The sequence below is a fragment of the Streptococcus sp. HMSC064H09 genome (assembly GCF_001812625.1).
In the GTDB taxonomy this organism is placed as follows: Bacteria; Bacillota; Bacilli; order Lactobacillales; family Streptococcaceae; genus Streptococcus.
This window is the reverse complement of the sequence record NZ_KV809622.1, coordinates 23,172-46,538: the sequence shown is the minus strand read 5'-3', so window position 1 is coordinate 46,538 and position 23,367 is coordinate 23,172. Positions and strand designations below refer to the sequence as shown.

Genomic DNA, 23,367 nt, shown 5'->3' with positions numbered 1-23,367 from the left:
CCTTAAAAGCATCCTTCTTCCGAATATTTTTATTTTTTTATAGTAGTTTGAAAAATTTTAACCATTGTCACTTCGAACAGATATTAGCTACAACACAAAAGGACGACCAAATGGCGTCCTTTTACAAACTAGTCTGCAATTAGTGTTTCAAGACCAACTTTCATCATGTCAGTGAAAGTATTTTGACGTTCCTCAGCTGTTGTGTCCTCATCTGGATTAACCAAACTATCAGAAATAGTCATGATGGCAAGAGCATCTACTTGGTGTTGAGCCGCAAGGTAGTAAAGTGCTGCTGCTTCCATTTCTACAGCTTTCACACCCCATTTACCAAGCTCGATGTTCTTTTCACCATAGTTCGAATAGAAGACGTCAGAAGACAAGACATTACCAACATGTGTAGTCATACCAAGCTCTTTAGCAATGTGGTAAGCCTTATCTAAGAGATTGAAACTTGCAATTTGTGGGAAATCGTATTGTGGCCAATCGTTACGAATAATGTTAGAGTTTGTCGCTGCCGCTTGCGCTAGAACTAACTCACGAACGTGAACATCCTCATTCAATGAACCAGCAGTTCCCACACGGATCAATTTTTTAACCCCGTAGTCAACAATAAGCTCACGAGCATAGATAGAGATAGATGGCATCCCCATTCCAGTTCCCATTACTGAGACACGTTCACCTTTGTATGTTCCTGTGTAACCAAACATATTACGAACTTCATTGAAACATACAGCATCTTCGAGGAAATTATCGGCAATGAATTTCGCACGTAAAGGATCTCCAGGTAGGAGAATTTTATCAGCAATTTCACCTTGCTTAGCAGCAATATGGATAGACATAATATAAGATACCAAGGGCGTTAAAGAGGCAAAGTAAAAATAGGAAATCCAACAAAGATGCTTCGCATCTAGGAGGATTTATCTTTTTTACACATACTCTAGTCCGGGTTCAGTTTCAAACCTGAACTACCCTTCCTTTCATTTTTTATATACAGGACAGGCGACAGAGAACAAAATAATAATTGGAAACTGACAACACATTATAAATGCTAGACAGTTTATCTTTTTACTTCGTTCTCCGCCCGTATTCAATTTAGTGAATACAGTTAACCCGTAATTTCTATTTTAGATGGTAAAAGAGCAACCTGAACACACTATCTACCATTCTTATTTTTTATTTTTAAATAATTTTTCTACTATTATATAGTTGATAAATAATTACTTTTTTAAAAGTGGATTAAGCTTGAGTCAATGAATCAAGAAAATCATATAACTTCTTGTTCATTTCTGAATAATCGTTGGTACGCAATTGTTCAGGTGTTTGAACAAAAGGTAACTCCTTATTTTGCTTACGCAAGTGTTCTTCGCCATCCGCAGCTATGAGCAAATCAATGGCTTGGGAATCAAACTCTAGGTGTGCTTGGAAGGCATAGTGTTTAGGACTAAAGCGAATAATTTGACGTGGACAACCTTGACTAGTAGCAAGAACAACTGCATTATCAGTCAATCCAGGCATATCACCATGCCAGTGGCCAGTATTGAGAGTTGTGCCAAAACCTTTGACATGCTCATCAGCTAATCCATCATCCGTAAGTGTTATTGGAAACACCCCAATTTCGCGTTCTGGACTATGCTCATACTTACCACCATAGGCTACAGACAGAAGCTGAGCTCCCAAACATACACCAACAATATAGATATCAGCAGCAATTGCCTTTTGCATAAATGCAATCTCAGCGTTTGGGTCATAATAAGGAAAGGTCTGACGATCCTCATCAGGTGACTGAGGACCACCCATCACAATTAGAAAATCAATACCTTCAACGGTTTCAGGAAGGACCTCTTCCTCATATACCTTGGTTGATGTGATATTATGCCCACGGTCTTGAGCCCATTTTAAATAGGCTCCTGGAACTTCAAACGTTTCGTGTAAGATAAAATGAATATTCATTGTTTTTTCTTCCATCTATTATTAATTATCCTTGATAGTAGACCCGCTAAGATTAGAGGAATTGCTACTAGCCCTCCTTGACCGGTAAAACCTAGAACTAAGGCTATTCCCGTCAGAGGAGCATCCAAAGTTGTTACTAAAAATATGGTTGCACCAAGTAACATTCCTAGATTAGGATTTAGGGATAAACCAAAAGTCTCAAGACACCTTGTTAATAAGAAACCAAATCCGACACCTAAAGTAAACGAAGGCGTCAGTGTTCCTCCATAAGTACCTGACCATAGCAACAAGCACACAATAAGCCCTTTGATTACTAGCAAAATCGGAAGGTATTCCGAAGTTCCTCCAGAGAACATCCATTGTGCTAGAACCTGACCATTTCCCATGATTATAGGATAGAAAGCTACAATACCACCTAATATTATAAAAGAGACGGGCATGGTCCAGAGAATATGTTTATCTGTTATACGACTTTTACTCGCCTTTTTAGCTAAAACTTTAAATATAAGAGCAAGCGGAGTTACAAACAGCGTCAAAACAAGAATCTGTATCAAACTAGTAGGATGTAAGCTTACTTTATCAACTAAATATATAGCTTTCCCACCAACAATTGGACGAGCACAATAAGCTGACAAATAGGTTGTCACAAGAATGATACCAATGTTTTTCAGTTTCCAAGCAACTCCCAAAGTTTCCAAAACAAACAGTGTACTGGCAAAGGGAACTTGGTAAACCGCAGCTAAACCTGCTCCTGCACCACATGCAATCATGAGTTGTCTTTCAGGAATTTCTAAACCCAGTTTTTTTGATAAACTGCCAGCACATAAGGCACCTAATTCTCGTGGAGCTGCTTCCTTGCCTACCGAAGCACCTGCTCCAACGATTGCTACCTGAACCAAAGCATGTAGACTTTGGCCAAGAAAATTTGGACTCTTCTTGCCAACGAGTTGCTTAACCTTTCTAATGGAAAGAAGGGACACTCGACGCTGAAGGAAATACCAAAAGATACTAGCTAAGACACCAGCTACCACTATAACTACGAAGCGTCGATAAGCACTTACAGAATTAAATTGTAACAAGAGATCTGTCGTATCATTGCCAAAAGTAAGAATTTTTATAAAATCTAAAAGATAGTGGCAAAGAATACCGATCAGACCAGAAGCTATACCGGTTGTCAAAACAGCCAAACTTAACCTAATTAACTTAGCTGACGAGATTAAACGTTTTATTTCCCGAAAAATCATGTTTTAGAGTTCAGCCAAAATAGCTTTCAGCAAGCCTTTGAAATCCCCTTTAACACGTTCTGTCACTTCCATAACTTCTTCGTGATTGAGTTCTTCTTGGAAACCGGCCGCAAAGTTGGTAATACATGAAATACCAAGAACTTTCAAACCAGAATGTGCTGCAACAATAACTTCAGGGACAGTTGACATCCCAACAGCATCTGCACCAAGAGTCTTATAAGCACGAATTTCAGCTGGAGTTTCGTAAGTTGGACCAGTTACGCCGATATAGACACCATCATCTAATTTTATGCCCAATTTGTCAGCAACTCGATGTGCAGTCTCACGGTATTCTGGAGTATACGCTTTAGACATATCAGGGAAACGAGGACCAAAATCATCCAAGTTTTCTCCAATCAATGGATTTTGACCAGTCATGTTGATGTGGTCAGTGATGGCCATCAAAGTACCTGGACCAAAGCCGATACCACCAGCTGCATTGGTTACAACAACTCCTTCGCATCCAAGAGCTTTCATAACACGTACAGGGAAAGTAACTACTTCAAGCGGATTTCCTTCATAAAAATGGAAACGTCCTTGAAGAGCTAAAACCTTACGTCCAGACAAAGTTCCATAAACAAGTTTTCCAGCATGACCGACAACCGTTGATTGTCCCCAGTTTGGAATATCCGCATAGTCAATAACAACTGCGTCTTCAACTTCTTCAGCCAACTCACCAAGTCCAGAACCCAAAATTAAACCAAACTCAGGTTTTTCAATTCCTTTACTTTCCAAAAATGCTTGAGTAACTCTAATTTTTTCAAGTAGCGACATGTTAATTCTCCCTTAATTTTATTTCATTCTTAAAAACTGACCAATTTTTGAAAAAGTTCTTGCATTTCGAATGGTTATAGAAGGATAAAAAGATGCTTTCAATAGCTTCTTATGATAAGCCGTTTGGTTATAGCTTGATTTATCAAATTTACCCCAGTAGATTCCAAGTTGACCAAGATGAATAATTTCATCTCCCAACTCTAAAGAGTTAATAATCTTCTTCATTTCGTTCTTATCAAGTCTTTCAGTGAATAAGAGGACGTCTTTTCTATAGAAATCATCTTCCCACCACTTAGGTAATGAGGCCACTTCATTTTGATAATCTTCAAGAGTAAAAAGAGAAAATACCTTAATAAATGGATAAGCCTTATTTAGAAATTCCTCTAAAACTAAGAGGAGTTCCTCTTTCATCAAGGTAGAATCAAAGAAAAGATTTCCACTATTTATATAGGAAGAAACATGTGACATACCGAGTTCTTCCAACTCACGACAAAATTCCTCCATGACTACCTTGTGACGACCACCAACGTTTATTCCACGAACCAAAAATGCATAGCGCTTCATTTTAGATAAGTTTATCCAAGAAGCTTTCACCAATCATGGCTTTATCTACACCAAAGTTTTCAGCGACAGTTGCTGAGATGTCAGAGAAATGACCTACTGGAATAAGTCCATTTCCTTTGAATGATGGGCTATAAGCCAAGAAAGGAATATATTCACGAGTATGGTCTGTACCTGCATAAGTTGGATCATTTCCATGGTCAGCAGTAATCATCAAGAGATCATCTTCACGCATAGCAGCAATGATTTCAGGCAAACGTTGGTCAAATTCGTGCAAGCAATCACGATATCCATGTGGGTCACGACGATGTCCATAAAGGGCATCAAAGTCTACCAAGTTTGTGAATGAGAAACCATGTTTGAAGTCTTCAGAAGTCATAGCTTTAATCAAATTATCAATACCATGGCTATTTGATTTGTTGTGTCCCATATCGTGGTTGATACCAGCTCCATTGAAAATATCATTGATTTTACCAACGGCATAAGTATCGATACCAGCTTCATTCAATTTATCCAAAACAGTTGGTGCAAATGGTGAAACAGCCAAATCACGACGGTTAGACGTACGAGTGAAGTTTCCAGGTTCACCAACGTAAGGACGAGCAATGATACGCCCTAGAAGAGCTGGACGCTCAAGAGTAATTGAACGTGCATATTCACAAATATGATACAATTCAGCCAAAGGAATAACGTCTTCGTGTGCGGCAATTTGAAGAACTGGGTCAGCTGAAGTGTAAATAATCAATTCACCAGTTTCCATTTGACGAGGTCCAAAGTCTTCAATAACAGCCGTACCTGAGTATGGTTTATTAGCTTCACGAATGACTTTACGTCCTGAGAATTCTTCAATTTTAGTGAGAATTTCTTCTGGGAATCCGTTCCAGAAAGTATCAAAAGGTTCAGTAATATTGAGACCCATGATTTCCCAGTGACCAGTCATCGTATCTTTACCAAGAGAAACTTCCTGCAATTTTGTTGCATAACCAGTTGGGTTGCTCTCTGCTGGTACTGTTTTCAAAGGTGTTTCACGAGGAATATTTCCTAGACCAAGCTTAGCCATATTTGGCACATTCAATCCTACAGATTTAGAGATGTGACCAAGGGTATCTGAAGCACCGTCTGGCACACCTGCATTGACAAAGTCATTGGCATCTGGAGCAGCACCAATTCCTACTGAATCAAGAACGACTAAATGCATTCGGTTAAATTTGGACATAATAACACCACAAAGAGCTAAAATCTTTTCGAAATTACCTCTTGCCTTTCTATATTATTTAATAGTTTGAAAATAATTAATTAGTTTTCCTCATTAAAAGTGAGGGGAATAAAAATCGGACTAGGCCTTAACTTCAACGACCTTAACACCGTCTTTTCCTGCAACGATGACTTTGTTAACCATGCCATTGAACAATCCATGATCGACAACCCCTGTCATAGCTTTTAGTTCTTCACCAAGAGCTACTGGATTTTCAATCTTACCTAAATCAAGATCGATGATATAGTTCTTCATATCTGTAACAAAGCGGTCACCTTGTTCCGTAAGTCGGAATGATGGCTTATAGCCCTTAGACTCAAAGACACGGTACAGACGGTCAGCACCATATTGAACCACTTCAACTGGTAGTTTGAAAGCACCTAATTGATCAACCATTTTAGACTCATCAACCACCCAGATATATTCTTTTGTAGGTGTAGCGACGATTTTTTCCATCAAAAGGGCGCCACCGCCACCTTTAATCCCGTTGAGTTGAGGGTCTACTTCGTCGGCTCCATCAACAGTAACATCAATACTGTCAATGTCATCCACTGCCTTCAAAGGAATGCCTAAGCCTTCAGCTTGTTTAGTGGTTTGACTTGATGTCGTTACACCAACAACACTAAGACCTTCTTCCTTAATACGACGGCCAATTTCCTCTACAAAGAAGTAGGCTGTTGACCCTGTACCGAGTCCAACAACCATTCCATCTTCAACATATTTGGCAGCGGTTACACCAGCGATTTTCTTAAGTTCTTCCATGCTCGTCTCCTTGCATCTTTCTAAAATAGTCGTTCAAAACAATTATAACATGTTTCACCAGTAAATAGAAATAATATGAGGGAGGAAAAACGAGCAAAAATAAAAACTAGATCCTAAATAGAATCTAGTTTTGATGGGGAACTAATTTAATAGCACCACTTAATCTTCTTTACGACGTTTGAAGAATCCTACAAAGGCTGCAAAAATCATTGAAAGAAGTCCAATAAATCCAGCATTGCTAGTGTGCTCACCAGTTTGTGGCAACTCAGCTTGAGGCACTACAGGAACTTCAGTATCTGGAGTTGGTGTAGTTGGTGGTGTCACTGGAGTTGGAGGAGTAACAGGTGTTGGTGGTGTAGTCGGTGGTGTTGGTGGTACCACGTGAGACTCTCTCTCAACGACATAGTTCTTGTGCCATACAATACTTGGTTTTTCAGGAGTTTTAGGTTCTACTGGTTTAGCAGGAACTTCAACTACTTTTGGTGTTGGTGGCGTTGGTGCCGTTGGACCTGTTGGTGGTGTTGGTTCAACCGGTTTTTCTGGAACTTCAACCACTTTTGGTGTTGGTGGCGTTGGTGCTGTTGGACCTGTTGGTGGTGTTGGTTCTTGTGGTTTACCAGGAACTTCAACTACCTCTGGAGTTGGTGGCGTTGGTGCCACTGGCTCTTTTGGAGGTGTTGGTGGTGTTGGTTCTTGTGGATTGATACCAACTGTTTTAACGACTGGTTTAACCGGTGCTGTTGGTGGTGTTGGTGCCTTAGGCTCTTCAGGTTTTTCACCTGGATTCTTAGGCAAACCAAGGTTAGAGTTGATTGCGAACCAATAAACTGTTGGTGCACCATCAGCATTTGCACCTTCAGCAGTAAATACCAAGTGACCATTAGTCATCTTGATACCTGCACCTCCATAGTAGAGGTAAGGTGAATCAGCGTTATCCCAACCTGTCAATTCTGATGTTGTCTCACCATTAAAGACTGCACCATGGTCAATGTATTGGTTATCATTGACAGATGTTACTTCTTTAGTGGCAGCATCATAAGTAACTGATGATTTTGGAATAGCGATGAATTGGTTATCACCAATATTTACATATTCTTGGTGGCGTGTTGATTGGTATTTTTTCTTAGGTGTGAATGTAATCAAACCAGTTTCAGCAGAAACACTGTATGAACCAATAACATCATCTTTATCACCAAACGTATAATCTTGGTTACCAAGAGCGTGCCCATTACCGCTACCTGAAGCATTAAGAGTTGTGACATCAGATGGAATTTCACGTGAGACAACCCATTCTGAACCATTCCAGTCAGTGATAGGAACCACTACCTTAAGTGGGTTCTCATCTGAAATGTTAACTGTAGCTCCACCAAAATCTGCGTAACCAGATTTTGTAACAACTTCACCGTTTTGGATTGCCAAAGTAGAACCATCTGCGTAAGGATTGTAAGTACCGCGAACAGTATTACCATTAACGTCTTTCGCTTCTACTGTAAGTGGACGTGGGCGCTCAGATGTTTCAACATAAGCTGCACCGTTCCAGTGGTTAAGTGAGTTAAGTGCTACGATAGCATTACGCTCACTAAGGTTGAACATTTTACCATCTTTATCGTAAAACTCAACATCTACAGCTACTTTAACCGGTTTATCTTGATCAGTTGACGCTCCAACTGTCATAGTTACTGTTGGATCCTTACTGATTTTCGCGATACCTTTTCCGTCGTTTGATGGAAGGCTAACGATTTCGTAACGGTATACAACACGTTTGATTGCTGATGCTTCATTCTCAACAAGCATGCTTGATTGGTTCAAGCCATCATAAGTAACAACAAATTTGTCACCTTCTTTAACTTGAATCCACTCGTCTTCAGTGTTTGTCCAAGGGCTATTTGAAACAATGTCAGATGCTTGTAACTTGTTAGAGTCATATTGGAAAACATTACTTGTGTTAAGACGCTCTTGTGCTTCTTTTGTCAAGAAGTTGCTTACACCTTCAACTTTGTGTGTCGCATCGTTTTCACGTTGGAAAGTCAATTCTTGAACAACTTCAGCATCTTTAAGGTTACGATATACAGGATCATTCATGTATTTATCGTAAGCTGTTTTAGCATCTTGGTATTGTTTAAGTGCTGTTTGGTAGACAGCTATTTTGTTTTGATACTCAAGGTACTCTTGGTCATATTTAGCTTTTTGCTCATTGTAGACAACCAAGGCAGCTTCGTATTTAGCTTTAGCATCTGCATTGTATTTTTCAATAGCTTGTTTTGTTTCAAGATCTGCTTCATAAGCTGCTTTCTTAGCGTTATAAAGTTCAAGATTCTTGTCATATGCTGCTTTTTCTACATCATATTTAGCTTTTGCTTCATTGTATGCTGCTAGCTCCGTTTGATATTTAGCTTCAGCTTCGGCGTTACGTTTTTCAGTAACAACTTTTTCAGCTACTTTATTATCATAGTTAGCTTTTTCAGCATTGTATTTGGCTTTATCGCTATTGTACTGAGCAAGAGCTGCTTCATAATCAGCCTTTGCTTGGTTATATGTTGCCAATTCTGCTTGGTATTTAGCTGCAGAAAGCGCATTTTCTTTATCAGCGGCTTCTTTTTCTGCTACCTTAGCATCATAAGTAACTTTCTTAGTCTTGTACTCTGAAAGAGCTGAGTCATAAGCTTGCTTAGCAATTTGGTATTGCTCTGAAGCTTTATCATAAGCTGTTTTTTCAGTATCATATTTAGCCTGTGCTTCAGCATTTGTTTTATCAGCAAGTGCTTTCTCAGCTAATTTGGCATCATAGTTTGCTTTTGCTTTATCATAGTCAGCTTTATCTGACTTGTATTGTTCTTTAGCCGCTTTATAATCAGAAACGACTGTATTGATTTTCTCTGCTTGTGCTTTATTATCTGCAGCAGCTGCTTCAACAGTTTCTTTGGTTTGAGCAGGTTCTTCCTTAACCTCAACCCCTTCGTTAGTTGCAGCTGTTTTTGCAGCTTCTAAGCTTGTATTTGTTACTTCACTCGTTGTAACAGTTGTGTTGCCTTCTTCAGTAACGTTAACAACTTTCTTTTCAGTTGAATCTGCTACGGCTGAAGTGTTTTCTTCAACAGCATCTGTTGCTTCAACTGCTGGTGTTGCTGAATCTGTAGTTGTTGCTACCTCATCAGCGCTTGCATTTGAAGCTCCTACTGCAAGAACTGCAGTCCCCAAAAGAACAGAAGCCGCACCAAGGCTAGACTTTCTGAGTGAATAACGTTGTAATTCCTTTTTCCCCATTTAAATTACGTCCTTCTATATTTAGTTATGTTCATATTCTAACAAAAGAAAGAACCATGTCAATTTGAGATATCTCATAAAAACACGCATTCCTTTAAATTCGATTAGATTCTTAAATTCAAATACTTTTTAATATCAAAATATTTGATAGACAAAACCCTATTATTAATAGCGTTTTCGATACAAAAAGGAGGTTTAATTTTATAATATCTAGTCCAATTCGCTTTAATGTTTTTTTATTGAAAAGATTATGAAAAATACATAACTATACGTTTTCATGCTACTTTTCATTGCGAGAATTAGTTCTTGATAACCTATTTCAGCTAAATTCTTTCTTCTAGTTTCCTAAATTAGTTTTAACAATCAAACTAGTTTAAGCTGATAAAACTCAAAGAATAGATAACAAAAAAAGACTAGACTGTCTTGCACAGCAAAACAAACTAATCTTTCATATTTCCTATTAATGTTTACGTTTGCGAACTGACCATAGACCTGAAAGGGCCATTGAAAGCAAGCCTAGACCTGTTACAGATGCTAATTTTTGGTTAGATTCCCCTGTTTCTGGTAATTTTTCAGTGTATATGCCTTGTGTTTGATTCTTAGCAACGACTGTTGAAGTTGAAACGACACTTGGTCCTGTAGGTGTTCCAGGAGTTTTTGGTTTTTGAGGAGTTGGTGGCGTCGTTGGTACTGGACGTGTTACGCGCTCAACAAGGTAATTCTTATGCCATTTTACTTTAGGAGTCACAAGCTCTTTAGGTGAAACAGGTTTATTAGGTACGTTTACCACAACCATAGTTGGTGGTGTAGGTGCTTTAGGTTCTGTTGGTGGTGTTGGTTTGGTTGGCTCTCCAGGTACATCTACAACTACTGGTGTAGGTGGAGTCGGCGCTTTTGGCTCTACTGGAGCCGTAATCTTACGTGGCTCTACTGGCACTTCAACTAAAGCTGGAGTTGGCGGCGTTGGAGCTTTTGGTTCTGTTGGAGCCTTAGGTTCCTCTGCATCAACTGTAACAACAGTGTAGTTAGGTTCTGTCGGTGGTGTTGGCGCTTTAGGTTCTTCTGGTTTGCTTGGTTCCGCTGGAACTTCAACAACTGTCGGAGTTGGTGGTGTTGGAGCCTTAGGCTCTGTTGGAGCTGTTGGACCCTCAGCATCAACTGTGACCACTGTATAAGAAGGTTCTACCGGTGCCACAGGAGCTGTTGGTGGCGTTGGTTCTATTGGTTCAGCTGGAAGTTTATCCAAAGTAATCGTTGGTGGCGTTGGCGCCTTTGGTTCTTCTGGAGCTGTTGGCTCTTTTGGTGCTTCACCAGGATTTTTTGGAATACCAACATTTGAGTTAATCGCAAACCAATATACTGTTGGTTGACCAGCAGCATTAGCTCCATTGGCCGTAAATACCAAGTGACCATCAGCCATCTTTAAGCCTGCTCCACCATAATAGAGATATGGAGAAGATGGATTATCCCAACCTTCAAGAGTCGTTGAAGATTCACCATTAAAGATAGACCCATGTTCAATGTATTGGTTATCTTTAAACGACGTTACTTCTTTAGTAGCGGCATCATAAGAAACACTAGAATTTGGAATTGGAATATATCTATTATTGCCAATATTTACAGACTCTTGGTGCTCTACATTTTCAAATTTCTTCTTAGGAGTAAAGATGATACGTCCTGAAGTTGGATCAATAGTGTAAGAACCAATCACATCATCTTTACCGTCTAATGTGAACTCATCTGTTCCGATAGAGTGACCATTCCCAGCACCTGAAACATTGACTGAAGTTGCGTCAATAACAGTTTCTTCACTAACTGTAAATTCACTACCATTCCACGTTGCTTTTTGTGCCACAATTTTAATTGGATTTTCAGCAGAGATAGTGACGTCAGCAGTACCAAAGTCAGCTGTTCCATTTTTAACAACAACTGCATTGTTTTCAATGCTCATTGATGAACCATCTGCATATGGATTCCAAGTTCCTCGAACAGTCTTACCATCTTTATCCTTGGCTTCTACTGTAAGGGCACGAGGTTTATCTCCACTATCCACATAAGAAGCACCTGTCCAGTGGTTAAGGGAATTAAGCGCAACAATAGCGTTATGCTGTGTCAAATCAAACTTATTGCCATTACCATCATAAAATTCAATATCTACAGCCACCTTAACGGGTTTATTTTGGTCTGTTGAAGCACCGACTGTTAGTGTTACAGTTGGGTCTGAGCTAACGGCTGCAATTCCTTTACCGTCATTTGATGGAAGACTCAAAATTTCATAGCGATAAATCACGCGCTTGATCGGATGCATATCCGTATTTTCACGCATGCTTGACTGATTCAAATTGTCATAGGTTACAACAAATTTGTCACCTTCCTTAATTTGAATAAATTCAGTTTCATTATTGGCCCAAGGACTAGTTGCTACAATATCTGAAGCTTCCAATTTATTGGAATCATACTGATGTACATTGCTTGTATTCAAACGAGCTTGAGCATCACGAGTGAGATAAGCGCTGATGCCATTGATGGTATGAATGGCTCCACCTTCACGTTGGAAGGTCAAATCTTGAACAGTTTCTACATCTTTCAGATCTTGGAAACCATTATCATTCATGTACTTATCATAGGCTGCTTTAGCATCTTTGTACTGTGCCAAAGCTGTTTGATATTCAGCAAGTTTTGTTTGGTAGGTAGCAAAATCTTTGCCGTATTGCTCTAAATCTACATTGTATTTTGCAAGCTCAACTTCATACTTAGCTTTTGCAGCATCTTCTTCTGCTTTAATAGCAACAAGTTGATCATAGGCTGCTTTATCTTTATCGTATTGCGCTTTCTTAGCTTGGTATTCTTGTAAATCTTTATCGTATTGTGCTTTAGCTGTATTGTAAACAGCCATTTCTGCATCATACTTGGCTTTAGCTTCCGCATTTGCCTTATCAGCAGTTGCTTTTTCGGCTACTTTGGCATCGTAGGCTGCTTTAGCAGTCTTGTAGGCAGCTAAATCAGTTTGATATTTTTGGTAAGCCGTATTGTAAGCAGCAAGATCTTTCTCATATTGCTCTTGAGCTGCCTTATCAGTAATTTCTGCTTGTGTTTTCTCAGCTACTTTAGCATCATAGGCTGCTTTTTTCGTATTGTATTCAGCTAGAGCGGCATCATACAAAGCCTTATTTGTCTTATATTCAGACAAGGCTGCTTCGTAAGTGACCATTTCCGCATCATACTTAGCTTTAGCTTCTGCATTAGCTACGTCAGCTGCTGCTTTTTCGGCTACTTTAGCATCGTAGGCGGCTTTGGCAGTCTTGTAGGCAGCTAAATCGGTTTGATATTTTTCGTAAGCGGCATTATAAGTAGCTAAATCTTTCTTATACTGCTCTTGAGCTGCCTTGTTTTCGATTTCTGTACGAACTTTTTCAGCTACTTTAGCATCATAAGATTCCTTCTCAGCATCATATTTTGCCTTGTCTTTGCTGTACTGAGCCATAGCAGCTTCATAGTTCTTCTTAGCAGTTTCATAAACAGCCAACTGTACTTTGTAATCGGCTTCTGACTTAGCATTAGCTGCATCGGCAGCTGCTTTTTCTGCTACTTTAGAATCATAAGTTAATTTTTGAGTATTATACTCTTCCAATGCTGCATCATAGGCTTTTTTATCAGCTTGGTATTTAGCTAACCCTTTTTCATAAGCAGCTTGATCAGTATCATACTGTGCTTTAGAAGCAGCGTTTGCTTTATCAGCTGCTGCTTTTTCGGCCACTTTAGCATCGTACTCAGCCTTAGCTTTATCATACTCAGCTACATCTTTTTTGTGGCTTTCTTTTGCCTTCTGATAATCCGAAACAACCGTGTTAATCTCTTTTGATTGAGCTTGATTGTCAGCAATAGCACCCTCTAGGGATGTATGTGTTTGAGGTGCAGTTTCTTCGACTTCTACCCCTTCTTTTACCGCAGAAGTTTTAGCATCCTCAAGACTATCAGTTGTAACAACACTTGTTGTTACAGTGGTATTTCCTTCTTCTTTAACAGAAACAACTTGCTTCTCTGAATGATCAACAGTTGTTGCCGGATCAGCAGCAGTATCTGTTAGTACAGAAGCACTAAGCGGTGTATCAGTAGCAGCTGAAGTTGAAACCTCATCTGCATGTACACCAGTTGCCCCCATCGCAAGAATGGTTGTACCCAAAAGAACAGAAGCAGCTCCAAAGCTATACTTTCTGATTGAAAAACGTTGTGAATCTTTTCTTCCCATATCACAAATTTCCTTCTATATTTTCTTAACACCTAAAGTCTATCACTTTTAAACTTTCTGTCAATAGAATTGTCTTAATATTTCCAAAAATTTACACTCATTTTCAATTTGTAAGTATTATTTAATTGATTCTTTAGTTTAAAAGGATAGCTACCTTAATTTTATATGTTACTTCTTCTGAAAATTAGAATTAAATTGCACAATATAAGCTTGATATTAAAGCTTTGTTAATTATTTTTGCGACTCTTTTTGTTAAAGTATCAAAAAGAGCCCCAAGGGGCTCAAATCTTTATATCATTGGGATATGTTCTGTTACTTGCTTCATTAATTTGATAACAATACCTAATGACAATCCAAGTTCATATATCAGAAATCATTGACTTAAGATTTTTTTGACCAAGGCCTTCAAATCTGGAACTACTTCTTCCATAAGCCATGGATTTTTGGCTTGCCATATATTATTTCTAGGAGAGGGATGAACGAGAGGAAAAAACTCTGGGAGATAATCTTTATAATGCTTAACTGTATCCGTTAATTTTGCCGATGATTTTTGATGCAAATAGTAACGCTGTGCATAGTTACCTACTAAAATCGTCAATTGAATATCAGGAGCTAAAGCAAGAACTTTCTCATGCCACTTGTCTGCAAATCCTTTGCGAGGAGGTAAATCACCTGATTTACCATGACCTGGGAAATAAAAATCCATTGGTACAATAGCAAACATGCCAGATTCATAAAATTCTTCGCGTGAAACACCCATCCAATCCCTAAGATTATCACCGCTAGGATCATTCCAATAAAGACCGGACTCTTGGGCGCGAATACCAGGAGCTTGTCCTACGATATTAATTCGTGCCGTTTTTGGAATGGTAAACAAGGGTTTTATACCTTGTTCCGTAAAAGCTTTATTTTGTTCATCGGACATGATTGCTTGTGTTAATTCATCGAGTGTTTCCATATTTTCCTCCTCAAAAAAGAGACAAAACCGTCTCTCTTTTTTATTTGATTAACTCATAGATAGCTTCTGCATAAATGGCAGCTGCACGGTACAAGTCTTCAACCTCAGTAAACTCATTGGCTTGGTGCATAGTGTTGACATAACCAGGGAACATAGCTCCATAGGCAACACCACGTTTTAGGAGACGTCCAAATGTACCACCACCAATAATTTGTTCATGACCTTTAAGTCCTGTTTGTTTCTCATAGACTGAAAGAAGGGTCTCTACCATAGGATCATTAACTGGTACATAGTGTGGCACATGACCATGTTCTGAGAGACTAACAGCCTTAGGACCTTCAAGTTTTTCAAGGCCGGCCTTAATACCGTCTACATCAACGCCTTGAGGGTAGCGGAAATTCAAAGCGATTGTATTATCTGCTGATTCCTTATTGAAATGAAACACCCCAGCATTCATGGTCAATTCACCCATCTTAGGATCTGTGTAAGCAAGACCTACTTTTTCACCAAAGAAATCTTTATGCAATGTTTCAGCAATTAAATCCAAATACTTTTTAGCATTACCTTGGAAATCAAATTGGCTAAGGAAGAGTGCCAAGTAGGTTGCTCCATTAATACCATTTTGAGGCATCATACCATGAGCAGATTTCCCATGAATAATCACATGGAAAACACCCGCTTCCTCGGTCACTTGACCAGTAACTTCTTGCTCCGCAACAAAGTCTCCTAATTTGGCCTCGAGTTCTTTCAAAGTGGTAGGCCCAGTAAAATATGCACTTGCTGATTCAGGAACCATATTTTCACGCAAACCACCATTAAATGACACAAGACTAAAGTCCCCATCATTTTGACCTTCAAAATGGAGATAGGCTGTAATATTACCTTTTTCACCATTGATAATTGGGAATTCTGCATCAGGTGAAAAACCAAAATCAGGATCTTTCAATCCATTATGAGCGAAGTAATAATCCATATCGCCCCAACCAGATTCTTCATCAGTACCAACAATGAAACGCACACGCTTAGATACTGGAAGCTCGAGTTCTTTAATAATTTTCAAGGCATAGTAACAAGCCATTGTTGGGCCTTTATCATCTGATGACCCACGAGCATAAAGTTTGCCATCTTTGATTACAGGTTCATAAGGATCTGTATCCCAACCACTCCCAGCTGGAACCACATCCAAGTGTGCAAAGATACCCAATACTTCATCACCTTGACCAAATTCAAAGTCACCAGCATAATTATCAATATTACGAGTTTTATAACCATCACGTTCAGCTAAAGCAAGAAAATGTTCCAAAGCTTTTACTGGTCCAGGACCAAATGGGTGCTTATCATCAACCTTACTGTCATCACGTTCTGAGTTAATACGCAAAAGACCAAAAAGGTCCTCCATCAAGGCATCTTTGCGCTTATCAACTTCGGCACGAAAATCAATTGTCATAATTTACTCCTTACTGTCTCTAGTTAGCACTATTTTACCATTTTTAGTAAGAGTTTTCATCCCTTATAAACAAAGCCAATAAAAAATGCAATCCCTTACCGAATGTCAAAAGACTTCATACCATCTTCAATAGAATGTGAAAAATTTCCTTAATCAGGAACACTCGAATCAAAGTAATACTATTGCTTTCGACTAGAAAATCCTACCCTTGGTTACTGATTTTTTTTTACTTTAGGCTTTACTATCGAAATCACTCACATTGTAACATTGCGATATTATCATTTCAAGAATTTCCAAAAACTTTAGAATATTCTCTTAATTAATGCTATAATAGGACTATCAAAACTAAGGAGATGCATTATGCCATTTGTAAAAATTGATCTCTTTGAAGGTCGTACTGAAGAACAAAAAATCGAACTTGCTCGCGAAGTTACTGAGGTTGTATCACGTGTTGCAAAAGCACCTAAAGAAGCTATTCATGTTTTCATTAATGATATGCCAGAGGGAACTTACTACCCACATGGTGAAATGAAGAAGAAAAACTAATCATCATTAAGCAGTCACATCCGTGGCTGCTTTTGATATAAAAAAACTGGAAAGAAACTCCAGTTTTTTTATATTATCGTTGGTAATTCATCATCGTCGTCAAAATTCTCAACGACTTCTTCACCAGGCAATGGTTTTTGTAGTTTTCCCAAGATAAAACGTGAGATTGGACCAACCACTAGAAAATTAAGTGGTAAAGCCATGATAACATTTGTCAACCAAGCACGACCATAGGATAATAACGTCACCGACTGACTGTTGTAAACTAATCCATAGAATGACATAAACGTTACCATGAGTAGCGCCATGGTCCCAGAAATCACTAAAATCTTTGCCCATCGTTTATCATGGGCTTTTACTTTATGCAAAATTGCAAATGCTATTGTTTTGGCTAGTGGCCCCACCAAAAGCATATCAAGTAAGAAAGCAACCACAAATCCAGGAAAATAACCTTGGAAAAAGTGACCCCAAGCAAAGGGAACTACTCCAGTCCAATCAAGGATGAGAAGATTCCAGAGACTCATCCCACAGACCATCATTCCACACATCAAAAACGTAAAAAGCAAAGCTTCTTTAAAATTACGAGGCATTAAAATTCTCCATTTCTAAGAGTTCTCTTTTAGCATATCAAAAATATTTTTTCCTCGTAAGTTAAATTTCTCTCATGAAAACGTATTATCTTAGGATAGTTTCCATTTCTGTATATCTCGGTTTCATACCTAAACGTTCGTAAAAACGTAGAGCACCTGCATTATCATTCCATACGTGAAGTGTCAGATTATAACAACCTAGCTCCTTAGCATAGTCCAAGGCAAATTGGTAAAGCTTTTCTCCTAATTTTTGACCTCGAGCTTCCTTATCAACACATAAATCATCAATAAAAAGAGTCTTAACAGCCTTTTGTGGACCATCATTTTCAGTTTCTTCTTTAATCATTAAGAAAAGATGGCCCAAGATACGCCCTTCGTCATCCTCGTACACAAAAACAGGTTTTTTTGAATCATTAATTACTGCTTCTAACTCTGCATCTGTAAATTTACTGCCTTTTGACTTAAAAACATCAGGGCGTGCTTGATGATGAACAATAAGAATCTGCTCCAATAACTCCTGTAATCTTGGAATATCTTCAAATTTTGCTAAACGAATCATGATTACCTCCACAAAAAAAGATGGGTAAGACCCACCTTAATTCTTATTTACCAAGTTTTGCTTTAGCTGCATCTGCAAGAGCTGTGAAAGCTGCTGCATCGTTAACTGCCAAATCAGCAAGCATTTTACGGTTAACTTCGATTTCAGCCAATTTCAAACCGTGCATCAATTGTGAGTATGACAAACCGTTCAAACGAGCTGCCGCATTGATACGTGTGATCCAAAGTTTACGGAAATCACGTTTCTTTTGACGACGGTCACGGTATGCATAGTAGTAAGAGTTCATTACTTGTTCTTTTGCAGTACGGAACAAGATGTGTTTTGCACCATAGTAACCTTTAGCAAGTTTCAATACACGTTTACGACGTTTGCGTGATACAACGCCACCTTTAACACGAGCCATTTATATATTCCTCCGAATTAATTCTAGTTTAGTTAATTTGTAATGCTTTTAGCGAATTAACGCATTTGTGAAAGCATTGATTTGATACGTTTAAAGTCACCTGAATGTACCATTGACGCTTTACGAAGGTGACGACGTTGTTTTTTAGTTTTACCGTGGAAACGGTGAGATGTGAAGGCACGGAAGCGTTTCAATCCACCTGAACCTGTACGTTTGAAACGTTTAGCTGATGCGCGGTGTGTTTTTTGTTTTGGCATTTTAAAATTCTCCTCTTAAAATAGTGTTAGTTTGACAATTATTTTTTGTCAGGAATTGGTGCAAGTTGCATGAACATTTGACGTCCATCCATCTTCGCTCTTTGCTCAATAATCGCAATATCTTGCGTTTTTTCAGCAAATTCCGCCAAGACCTTAGCTCCGATTTCTTTGTGAGTAATCATACGACCTTTAAATCGGATAGAAACTTTAACCTTGTTTCCTTTTTCAAGGAATTTACGGCCATTACGAAGTTTAGTTTCAAAGTCACCTTTATCAATAACTGGACTCAAACGAACTTCTTTAACGGTAACAACGCTTTGTTTCTTACGTTGTTCTTTTTGTTTCTTTTGATACTCAAATTTGAACTTACCGTAGTCCATAATCTTCGCAACAGGTGGCGTAGCTTGTGGTTGGATGAGAACCAAGTCAACATTTGCATCATCTGCAATAGCTTGTGCTTCTGACAATGGTTTAATTCCCAATTGTTCACCATCAAGACCAACAAGACGAACTTCGCGAACGCGAATTTCATCGTTAATGAATAGATCTTTCTTAGCTATGATCTTCACCTCTTTATTTTTTTAGAGAAAAACAAAGCGGACTTGATATACAAGCCCGCACACATAATATCCCTAGAGGGATTTGACATGTTGGGCCAGACAACCTAAGTCGCAAGGCGAGAAGTTCTCACTTCTGCTTTTCTCATTGTTAATAGTATAACAAGTGAGTCATCCTTTGTCAATAATTTTTTTTGCTTTTTCTTGAATAAATTCCACAACACCATCAATAGACACACCTGTAGTATCAAAAGTGATGGCATCTTCCGCTGGTTTAAGAGGTGACACCTTACGATGACTATCTTTATAGTCACGTTCAGCAATTTCTTTTTTTAGAGTCTCAAGGTCAGCAGGGATACCTTTTTCGATATTTTCCTTATAACGGCGTTCCGCACGTTCATCAACTGAGGCAATCAAGAAGATTTTTAGTTCTGCATCAGGCAAAACCACGGTCCCGATATCACGACCATCCATGATAATAGCCCCATCTTGAGCGATACGTTGTTGTTGCGCAACGAGTTCTTGACGCACTTCAGGAATAGCTGCGACCCAAGAAACATTATTTGTAACTTGGTTATCACGAATTGGGTGTGTAATATCGACATCACCTACATAAACTTGCTGACTACCATCTGCTGCTTTTCCGAATGAAATCGGATATTGAGATAGTTGCTCCAAAATTTCTGGTACATTTTCCTCAGTTAAACCATTCTGCAAGGCCAAATAAGTTGCAGATCGGTACATGGCACCTGTGTCAAGATAAGTATAGCCAAGATTTTTTGCAATAATCTTGGCTACTGTACTTTTTCCACTTGACGCAGGACCATCAATAGCAATTCTAATATCTTTCATGATGTTCCTTTGCTTTAAAAATTATTGAACGTTAACGACGTCACCTGGGTTAGCATACCAGTAACCATTTGTCATGTGATTAGGGTTAAGACGTTCCAATTCATCTACAGAAATACCTGCACGTGCGGCGATTGAACCAGCACCTTCACCAGATTGAACAACAATTGATGAACCATCTGCTGCTGCCGTAGCGCTTGATGGTGTTGTCTCAGCTGACTCAGTTGCATCTTCTTTTACTACATGTTTAGAAGAGCTTGATGCTTTAGTTGAAGATGATTTCTCTTTTGATGATTTTTCTTTTGAAGATTTTTCTGTATTAGATTTCTCACTTTCCTCATCTTTGTTTGAGTCTTTCTCGCTAGATGAAGATTTAACAACTTTGCTAGTTGATGATGAGTAGAATCCAGATGATTCCTTAGATTCCGCAGTTTTGTTTCCACCGACATTTGAAGTATAGAAAACAAAGAACAAAATACATACAACAATAACAAAGAATAATCCAAGCAAGACTGTCAAGAATGATGAATTAATGAAGCCACCACCTTTTTCGCGTTTTTCATCAGAAGGAGTTACATCCTCTTCTTCTTCATAATCCTCAAACTCATCTTCATCATCTAGAAAATCAGCGTCAACTACTTCTTCCAACTCTTCGTCAGAAACCTTATCTTCCCATGGTTTTTTACTCATGATATTCTCCTTGTAAAAACAATAAATCTATTTTAAAATAATACTATGAAAGTATCATTAATTCCAGAAAAATGTATCGCTTGTGGTTTGTGCCAAACCTACTCTCCCGTCTTCGATTATGATGACGAAGGTATTGTTAGGTTCAGAGATAGCGACCAACTCAATCAAATTATTGAAAACACCCCTGAGACTTTGACTGCTGTCAAGTCTTGTCCCACTAAAGCCCTTATTTGCGAAGTTTAAGCTTGAGGGCTTTTTTTGATTCCTCATAAAAGGCAAAGTAATCAAAGTTAGTCATATGATCCAATAGCTCTACCTCACCTTTGAAATCAGGGTGAAGCGCTAAAGCATCTAAGAAATATTTCTTTGGCCACTTTCTCATATAAAACTGACGTTTTTTACCATTTTTAAAAATAAGGCTCAAGCCAGTTTTAATAACTTCGACTTTTTCAATATCACTAATTTTCACTTTGCGTGGTTTAAAAATATTGAAAGAAACAATACGCAGAATCCCATGATCTTCAATAATAAAGTAACGATGGAAACCTAAACCAAACAAGGCAACGAAAATAGTGAAGAGCATCAAAATATGTGAGGGCACCGAGTACAACTCGAACAGAAGGGCCGCCGCAATAAAGATTGGCGTGATGGCTAAAGACCAGTAGATGATTAGCCAAGATAATTCGGGTTGCCAATGGTAACGATACTTGCCGAAAATTTTAATCATCTCAGCACCTCCATTACTTCTAATTTTACCATAAAATCAGTATTTAGCAAGCTCTATTAAGGTTTACTGACAATTCCAAGAATAACATCTACGGCTTTTTCCATTGTCTGCAAGGAAACAAACTCATATCGACCATGCATATTTTCGCCCCCAGCAAAAAGGTTTGGAGTTGGAATACCCATAAATGAAATCTTTGAACCATCTGTTCCACCACGAATGGGTTCAATAACTGGCGTAATATCCAATTCCTCCATAACTCCTTTAGCCAACTCAACAGGCGTCATATCTTTTTCAATAACCTGACGCATATTATAGTATTGATCTTTGAGTACCAAATCAACTCGTGTCTGACCATAAGTTTTATTCATTTCATCGGCAATCTTTTGGAAGGCTGATTTACGATTTTCAAAAGACTCTGTTTCAAAATCACGGATGATATAAGATGCTTTTGCTTCTTCGACAGTACCTGTCATGGTTTGAAGATGGTTGAAACCTTGATAGCCATCTGTCAACTCAGGGCGTTCTTCTGCTGGTAACTGATTATGAAAATCAACTGCCAACTGCAAGGCATTAACCATTTGGTCTTTTGCTGTTCCAGGGTGAACATTACGTCCATGGAAGGTAAGTTCTGCTCCCGCAGCAGAGAAGGTTTCATACTGTAATTCACCCAATGGGCCACCATCAACTGTGTAGGCAAAATCAACATCAAAATCATCGACATCAAATTTATCTGCGCCAATTCCAATTTCTTCATCAGGACCAAAGCCTACACGAATCTCACAATGCCTGATTTCAGGATGAGCCTTCAAATAAGCCAAGGCTGTCATGATTTCTGCAATGCCAGACTTATCATCAGCTCCAAGAAGAGTGGTGCCATTTGTAGTAATAAGTGTCTGACCGACATAATTCTTGAGATTTGGAAAATCTGCTGGATCTAGGTTATAACCTGAACTTCCAAGGGGTATGATACCTCCATCATAAGAGTCAATGACTTGAGGTGACACACCTTCTGCATTAAAATCAGCAGTATCCATATGTGAGATGAAACCAATCTTACGTGTTAATTGGTCATCGTTAGCCGGAAGGGTTGCCACTAGGTAACCATTACTTTCCAAATAATGGATGTTACTTAAACCTAGTTCTTCTAATTCTGGTTTTAGAACCTTCAAGGCAAAATCTACCTGGCTTTGTGTTGTTGGTGTTCTTGTCGCATTTTCGTCACTACGTGTATTGATTTTAACGTAACGTAAAAAACGCTCTAAGAGTAAATCGTAGCCCATAAGCACTCCTTTAGTTGTATTTAGTATTTACCTCAATTATAGCACAAAAACCCAGCATATTGATGGGTTAACCGTATAACTTAAACTTTAGCTGCTTTTTCGTAGTAAGACTTAATCCCTGCCACAATTGCGTTAGCTAAAGTCTCTTGATAAGCAGAGGTACTCAAACGAGCTGCTTCTTGAGGATTTGACAAGAAGCCAAGTTCAAGGAGAACTGCTGGCGCTGTTGTTTCACGCAAGACTGCAAAGGTGCGACGTTTCACACCTTGGTTTTGAGCGCCAGTCGCATTAATAAGGCTGGACTGGATGGCATTGGCCAAAGTGTCACTCATGCTCAATCGTGTCGGATTAGCATGGTAGGTCGCATTAATACGTGATGGGTATTCTGCATAAGGTTGGTAATAAT

23 protein-coding genes and 1 other annotated feature are annotated in these 23,367 nt (G+C 38.8%); of the genes, 2 read left to right on the top strand and 21 right to left on the bottom strand.

From position 1 onward, the window contains the following. Positions 1 to 128 precede the first annotated feature (128 nt). The 11 genes from deoD to pepV form a co-directional block, all read right to left on the bottom strand. Positions 129 to 839 (bottom strand): purine-nucleoside phosphorylase, encoded by a 711-nt coding sequence (deoD, locus tag HMPREF2867_RS09165; protein WP_070577184.1) that lies wholly within the window; start codon positions 837 to 839, stop codon positions 129 to 131. Positions 840 to 1,236: 397 nt separating this feature from the next. Next, on the bottom strand, positions 1,237 to 1,950 hold the full coding sequence (locus tag HMPREF2867_RS09160; RefSeq protein WP_037601325.1) for a type 1 glutamine amidotransferase: 714 nt from the start codon (positions 1,948 to 1,950) through the stop codon (positions 1,237 to 1,239). Next, positions 1,947 to 3,194 (bottom strand): chloride channel protein, encoded by a 1,248-nt coding sequence (locus HMPREF2867_RS09155; RefSeq protein WP_070577183.1) that lies wholly within the window; start codon positions 3,192 to 3,194, stop codon positions 1,947 to 1,949. The genes HMPREF2867_RS09160 and HMPREF2867_RS09155 overlap by 4 nt, the downstream gene beginning before the upstream one ends. A gap of 3 nt (positions 3,195 to 3,197) precedes the next feature. After that, on the bottom strand, positions 3,198 to 4,007 hold the full coding sequence (locus HMPREF2867_RS09150; RefSeq protein WP_070577182.1) for a purine-nucleoside phosphorylase: 810 nt from the start codon (positions 4,005 to 4,007) through the stop codon (positions 3,198 to 3,200). Between the two features lie 18 nt (positions 4,008 to 4,025). Then, positions 4,026 to 4,571, bottom strand: a complete 546-nt coding sequence (locus HMPREF2867_RS09145) for a DUF1697 domain-containing protein (RefSeq protein WP_070577181.1) — start codon at positions 4,569 to 4,571, stop codon at positions 4,026 to 4,028. Between the two features lies 1 nt (position 4,572). Next, the gene (locus HMPREF2867_RS09140; RefSeq protein ID WP_070577180.1) at positions 4,573 to 5,784 is read right to left on the bottom strand and encodes a phosphopentomutase; all 1,212 of its coding nucleotides are present in this window, start codon (positions 5,782 to 5,784) and stop codon (positions 4,573 to 4,575) included. Positions 5,785 to 5,904: 120 nt separating this feature from the next. After that, positions 5,905 to 6,585, bottom strand: a complete 681-nt coding sequence (rpiA, locus tag HMPREF2867_RS09135) for a ribose-5-phosphate isomerase RpiA (RefSeq protein ID WP_002884973.1) — start codon at positions 6,583 to 6,585, stop codon at positions 5,905 to 5,907. A gap of 159 nt (positions 6,586 to 6,744) precedes the next feature. Continuing rightward, the gene (locus HMPREF2867_RS09130; RefSeq protein WP_070577179.1) at positions 6,745 to 9,849 is read right to left on the bottom strand and encodes an LPXTG cell wall anchor domain-containing protein; all 3,105 of its coding nucleotides are present in this window, start codon (positions 9,847 to 9,849) and stop codon (positions 6,745 to 6,747) included. 460 nt (positions 9,850 to 10,309) lie between these two features. Beyond that, positions 10,310 to 14,098 (bottom strand): GbpC/Spa domain-containing protein, encoded by a 3,789-nt coding sequence (locus HMPREF2867_RS09125; protein ID WP_060972253.1) that lies wholly within the window; start codon positions 14,096 to 14,098, stop codon positions 10,310 to 10,312. Positions 14,099 to 14,471: 373 nt separating this feature from the next. Continuing rightward, positions 14,472 to 15,056 carry a uracil-DNA glycosylase family protein gene (locus tag HMPREF2867_RS09120; RefSeq protein ID WP_060972254.1) on the bottom strand — a complete coding sequence of 195 codons (585 nt, stop codon included), beginning with the start codon at positions 15,054 to 15,056 and terminating at the stop codon, positions 14,472 to 14,474. Between the two features lie 40 nt (positions 15,057 to 15,096). Further along, positions 15,097 to 16,503, bottom strand: coding sequence for a dipeptidase PepV (gene pepV, locus HMPREF2867_RS09115; RefSeq protein ID WP_060972255.1), 1,407 nt, complete (start codon positions 16,501 to 16,503; stop codon positions 15,097 to 15,099). 360 nt (positions 16,504 to 16,863) lie between these two features. Here pepV and HMPREF2867_RS09110 point away from each other — a divergent pair, with 360 nt between their 5' ends. Continuing rightward, positions 16,864 to 17,049, top strand: a complete 186-nt coding sequence (locus HMPREF2867_RS09110) for a 4-oxalocrotonate tautomerase (RefSeq protein ID WP_002885057.1) — start codon at positions 16,864 to 16,866, stop codon at positions 17,047 to 17,049. Between the two features lie 68 nt (positions 17,050 to 17,117). Here the strand turns inward: HMPREF2867_RS09110 and HMPREF2867_RS11645 are convergent, their stop codons facing one another. The 7 genes from HMPREF2867_RS11645 to HMPREF2867_RS09075 all read right to left on the bottom strand — a co-directional run bounded on the left by HMPREF2867_RS11645 (position 17,118) and on the right by HMPREF2867_RS09075 (position 20,954). Then, positions 17,118 to 17,639 carry a DUF2798 domain-containing protein gene (locus HMPREF2867_RS11645; protein WP_060972256.1) on the bottom strand — a complete coding sequence of 174 codons (522 nt, stop codon included), beginning with the start codon at positions 17,637 to 17,639 and terminating at the stop codon, positions 17,118 to 17,120. 85 nt (positions 17,640 to 17,724) lie between these two features. Continuing rightward, complete coding sequence (locus HMPREF2867_RS09100; RefSeq protein ID WP_070577178.1) at positions 17,725 to 18,198, bottom strand: GNAT family N-acetyltransferase; 474 nt, start codon at positions 18,196 to 18,198, stop codon at positions 17,725 to 17,727. Positions 18,199 to 18,241: 43 nt separating this feature from the next. After that, on the bottom strand, positions 18,242 to 18,601 hold the full coding sequence (gene rplT, locus HMPREF2867_RS09095; RefSeq protein WP_002885090.1) for a 50S ribosomal protein L20: 360 nt from the start codon (positions 18,599 to 18,601) through the stop codon (positions 18,242 to 18,244). A 56-nt stretch (positions 18,602 to 18,657) separates the two neighbouring features. Next, positions 18,658 to 18,858, bottom strand: a complete 201-nt coding sequence (rpmI, locus tag HMPREF2867_RS09090; RefSeq protein ID WP_002885093.1) for a 50S ribosomal protein L35 — start codon at positions 18,856 to 18,858, stop codon at positions 18,658 to 18,660. Positions 18,859 to 18,896: 38 nt separating this feature from the next. Beyond that, positions 18,897 to 19,427, bottom strand: coding sequence for a translation initiation factor IF-3 (infC, locus tag HMPREF2867_RS09085; protein WP_002885108.1), 531 nt, complete (start codon positions 19,425 to 19,427; stop codon positions 18,897 to 18,899). Positions 19,428 to 19,440: 13 nt separating this feature from the next. Then, positions 19,441 to 19,563: a sequence feature (ribosomal protein L20 leader region), on the bottom strand. 23 nt (positions 19,564 to 19,586) lie between these two features. Continuing rightward, entirely contained in the window at positions 19,587 to 20,267 is a 681-nt protein-coding gene (cmk, locus tag HMPREF2867_RS09080) for a (d)CMP kinase (RefSeq protein WP_002890865.1), read from the bottom strand. 21 nt (positions 20,268 to 20,288) lie between these two features. After that, entirely contained in the window at positions 20,289 to 20,954 is a 666-nt protein-coding gene (locus tag HMPREF2867_RS09075) for an SAG1386/EF1546 family surface-associated protein (RefSeq protein ID WP_070577177.1), read from the bottom strand. Positions 20,955 to 20,999: 45 nt separating this feature from the next. Between HMPREF2867_RS09075 and HMPREF2867_RS11085 the strand changes: the two genes are divergently transcribed. Further along, positions 21,000 to 21,197 carry a ferredoxin gene (locus tag HMPREF2867_RS11085; protein WP_002890861.1) on the top strand — a complete coding sequence of 66 codons (198 nt, stop codon included), beginning with the start codon at positions 21,000 to 21,002 and terminating at the stop codon, positions 21,195 to 21,197. Here the strand turns inward: HMPREF2867_RS11085 and HMPREF2867_RS09070 are convergent. The 3 genes from HMPREF2867_RS09070 to HMPREF2867_RS09060 all read right to left on the bottom strand — a co-directional run. Beyond that, complete coding sequence (locus tag HMPREF2867_RS09070) at positions 21,181 to 21,681, bottom strand: EbsA family protein (protein ID WP_002890860.1); 501 nt, start codon at positions 21,679 to 21,681, stop codon at positions 21,181 to 21,183. The genes HMPREF2867_RS11085 and HMPREF2867_RS09070 overlap by 17 nt on opposite strands. A 56-nt stretch (positions 21,682 to 21,737) precedes the next feature. Next, complete coding sequence (gene pepT, locus HMPREF2867_RS09065) at positions 21,738 to 22,961, bottom strand: peptidase T (protein ID WP_070577176.1); 1,224 nt, start codon at positions 22,959 to 22,961, stop codon at positions 21,738 to 21,740. Between the two features lie 80 nt (positions 22,962 to 23,041). Further along, positions 23,042 to 23,367 (bottom strand): N-acetylmuramoyl-L-alanine amidase family protein (locus HMPREF2867_RS09060; RefSeq protein ID WP_141751023.1); only part of this gene is annotated, 326 nt, incomplete at its 5' end.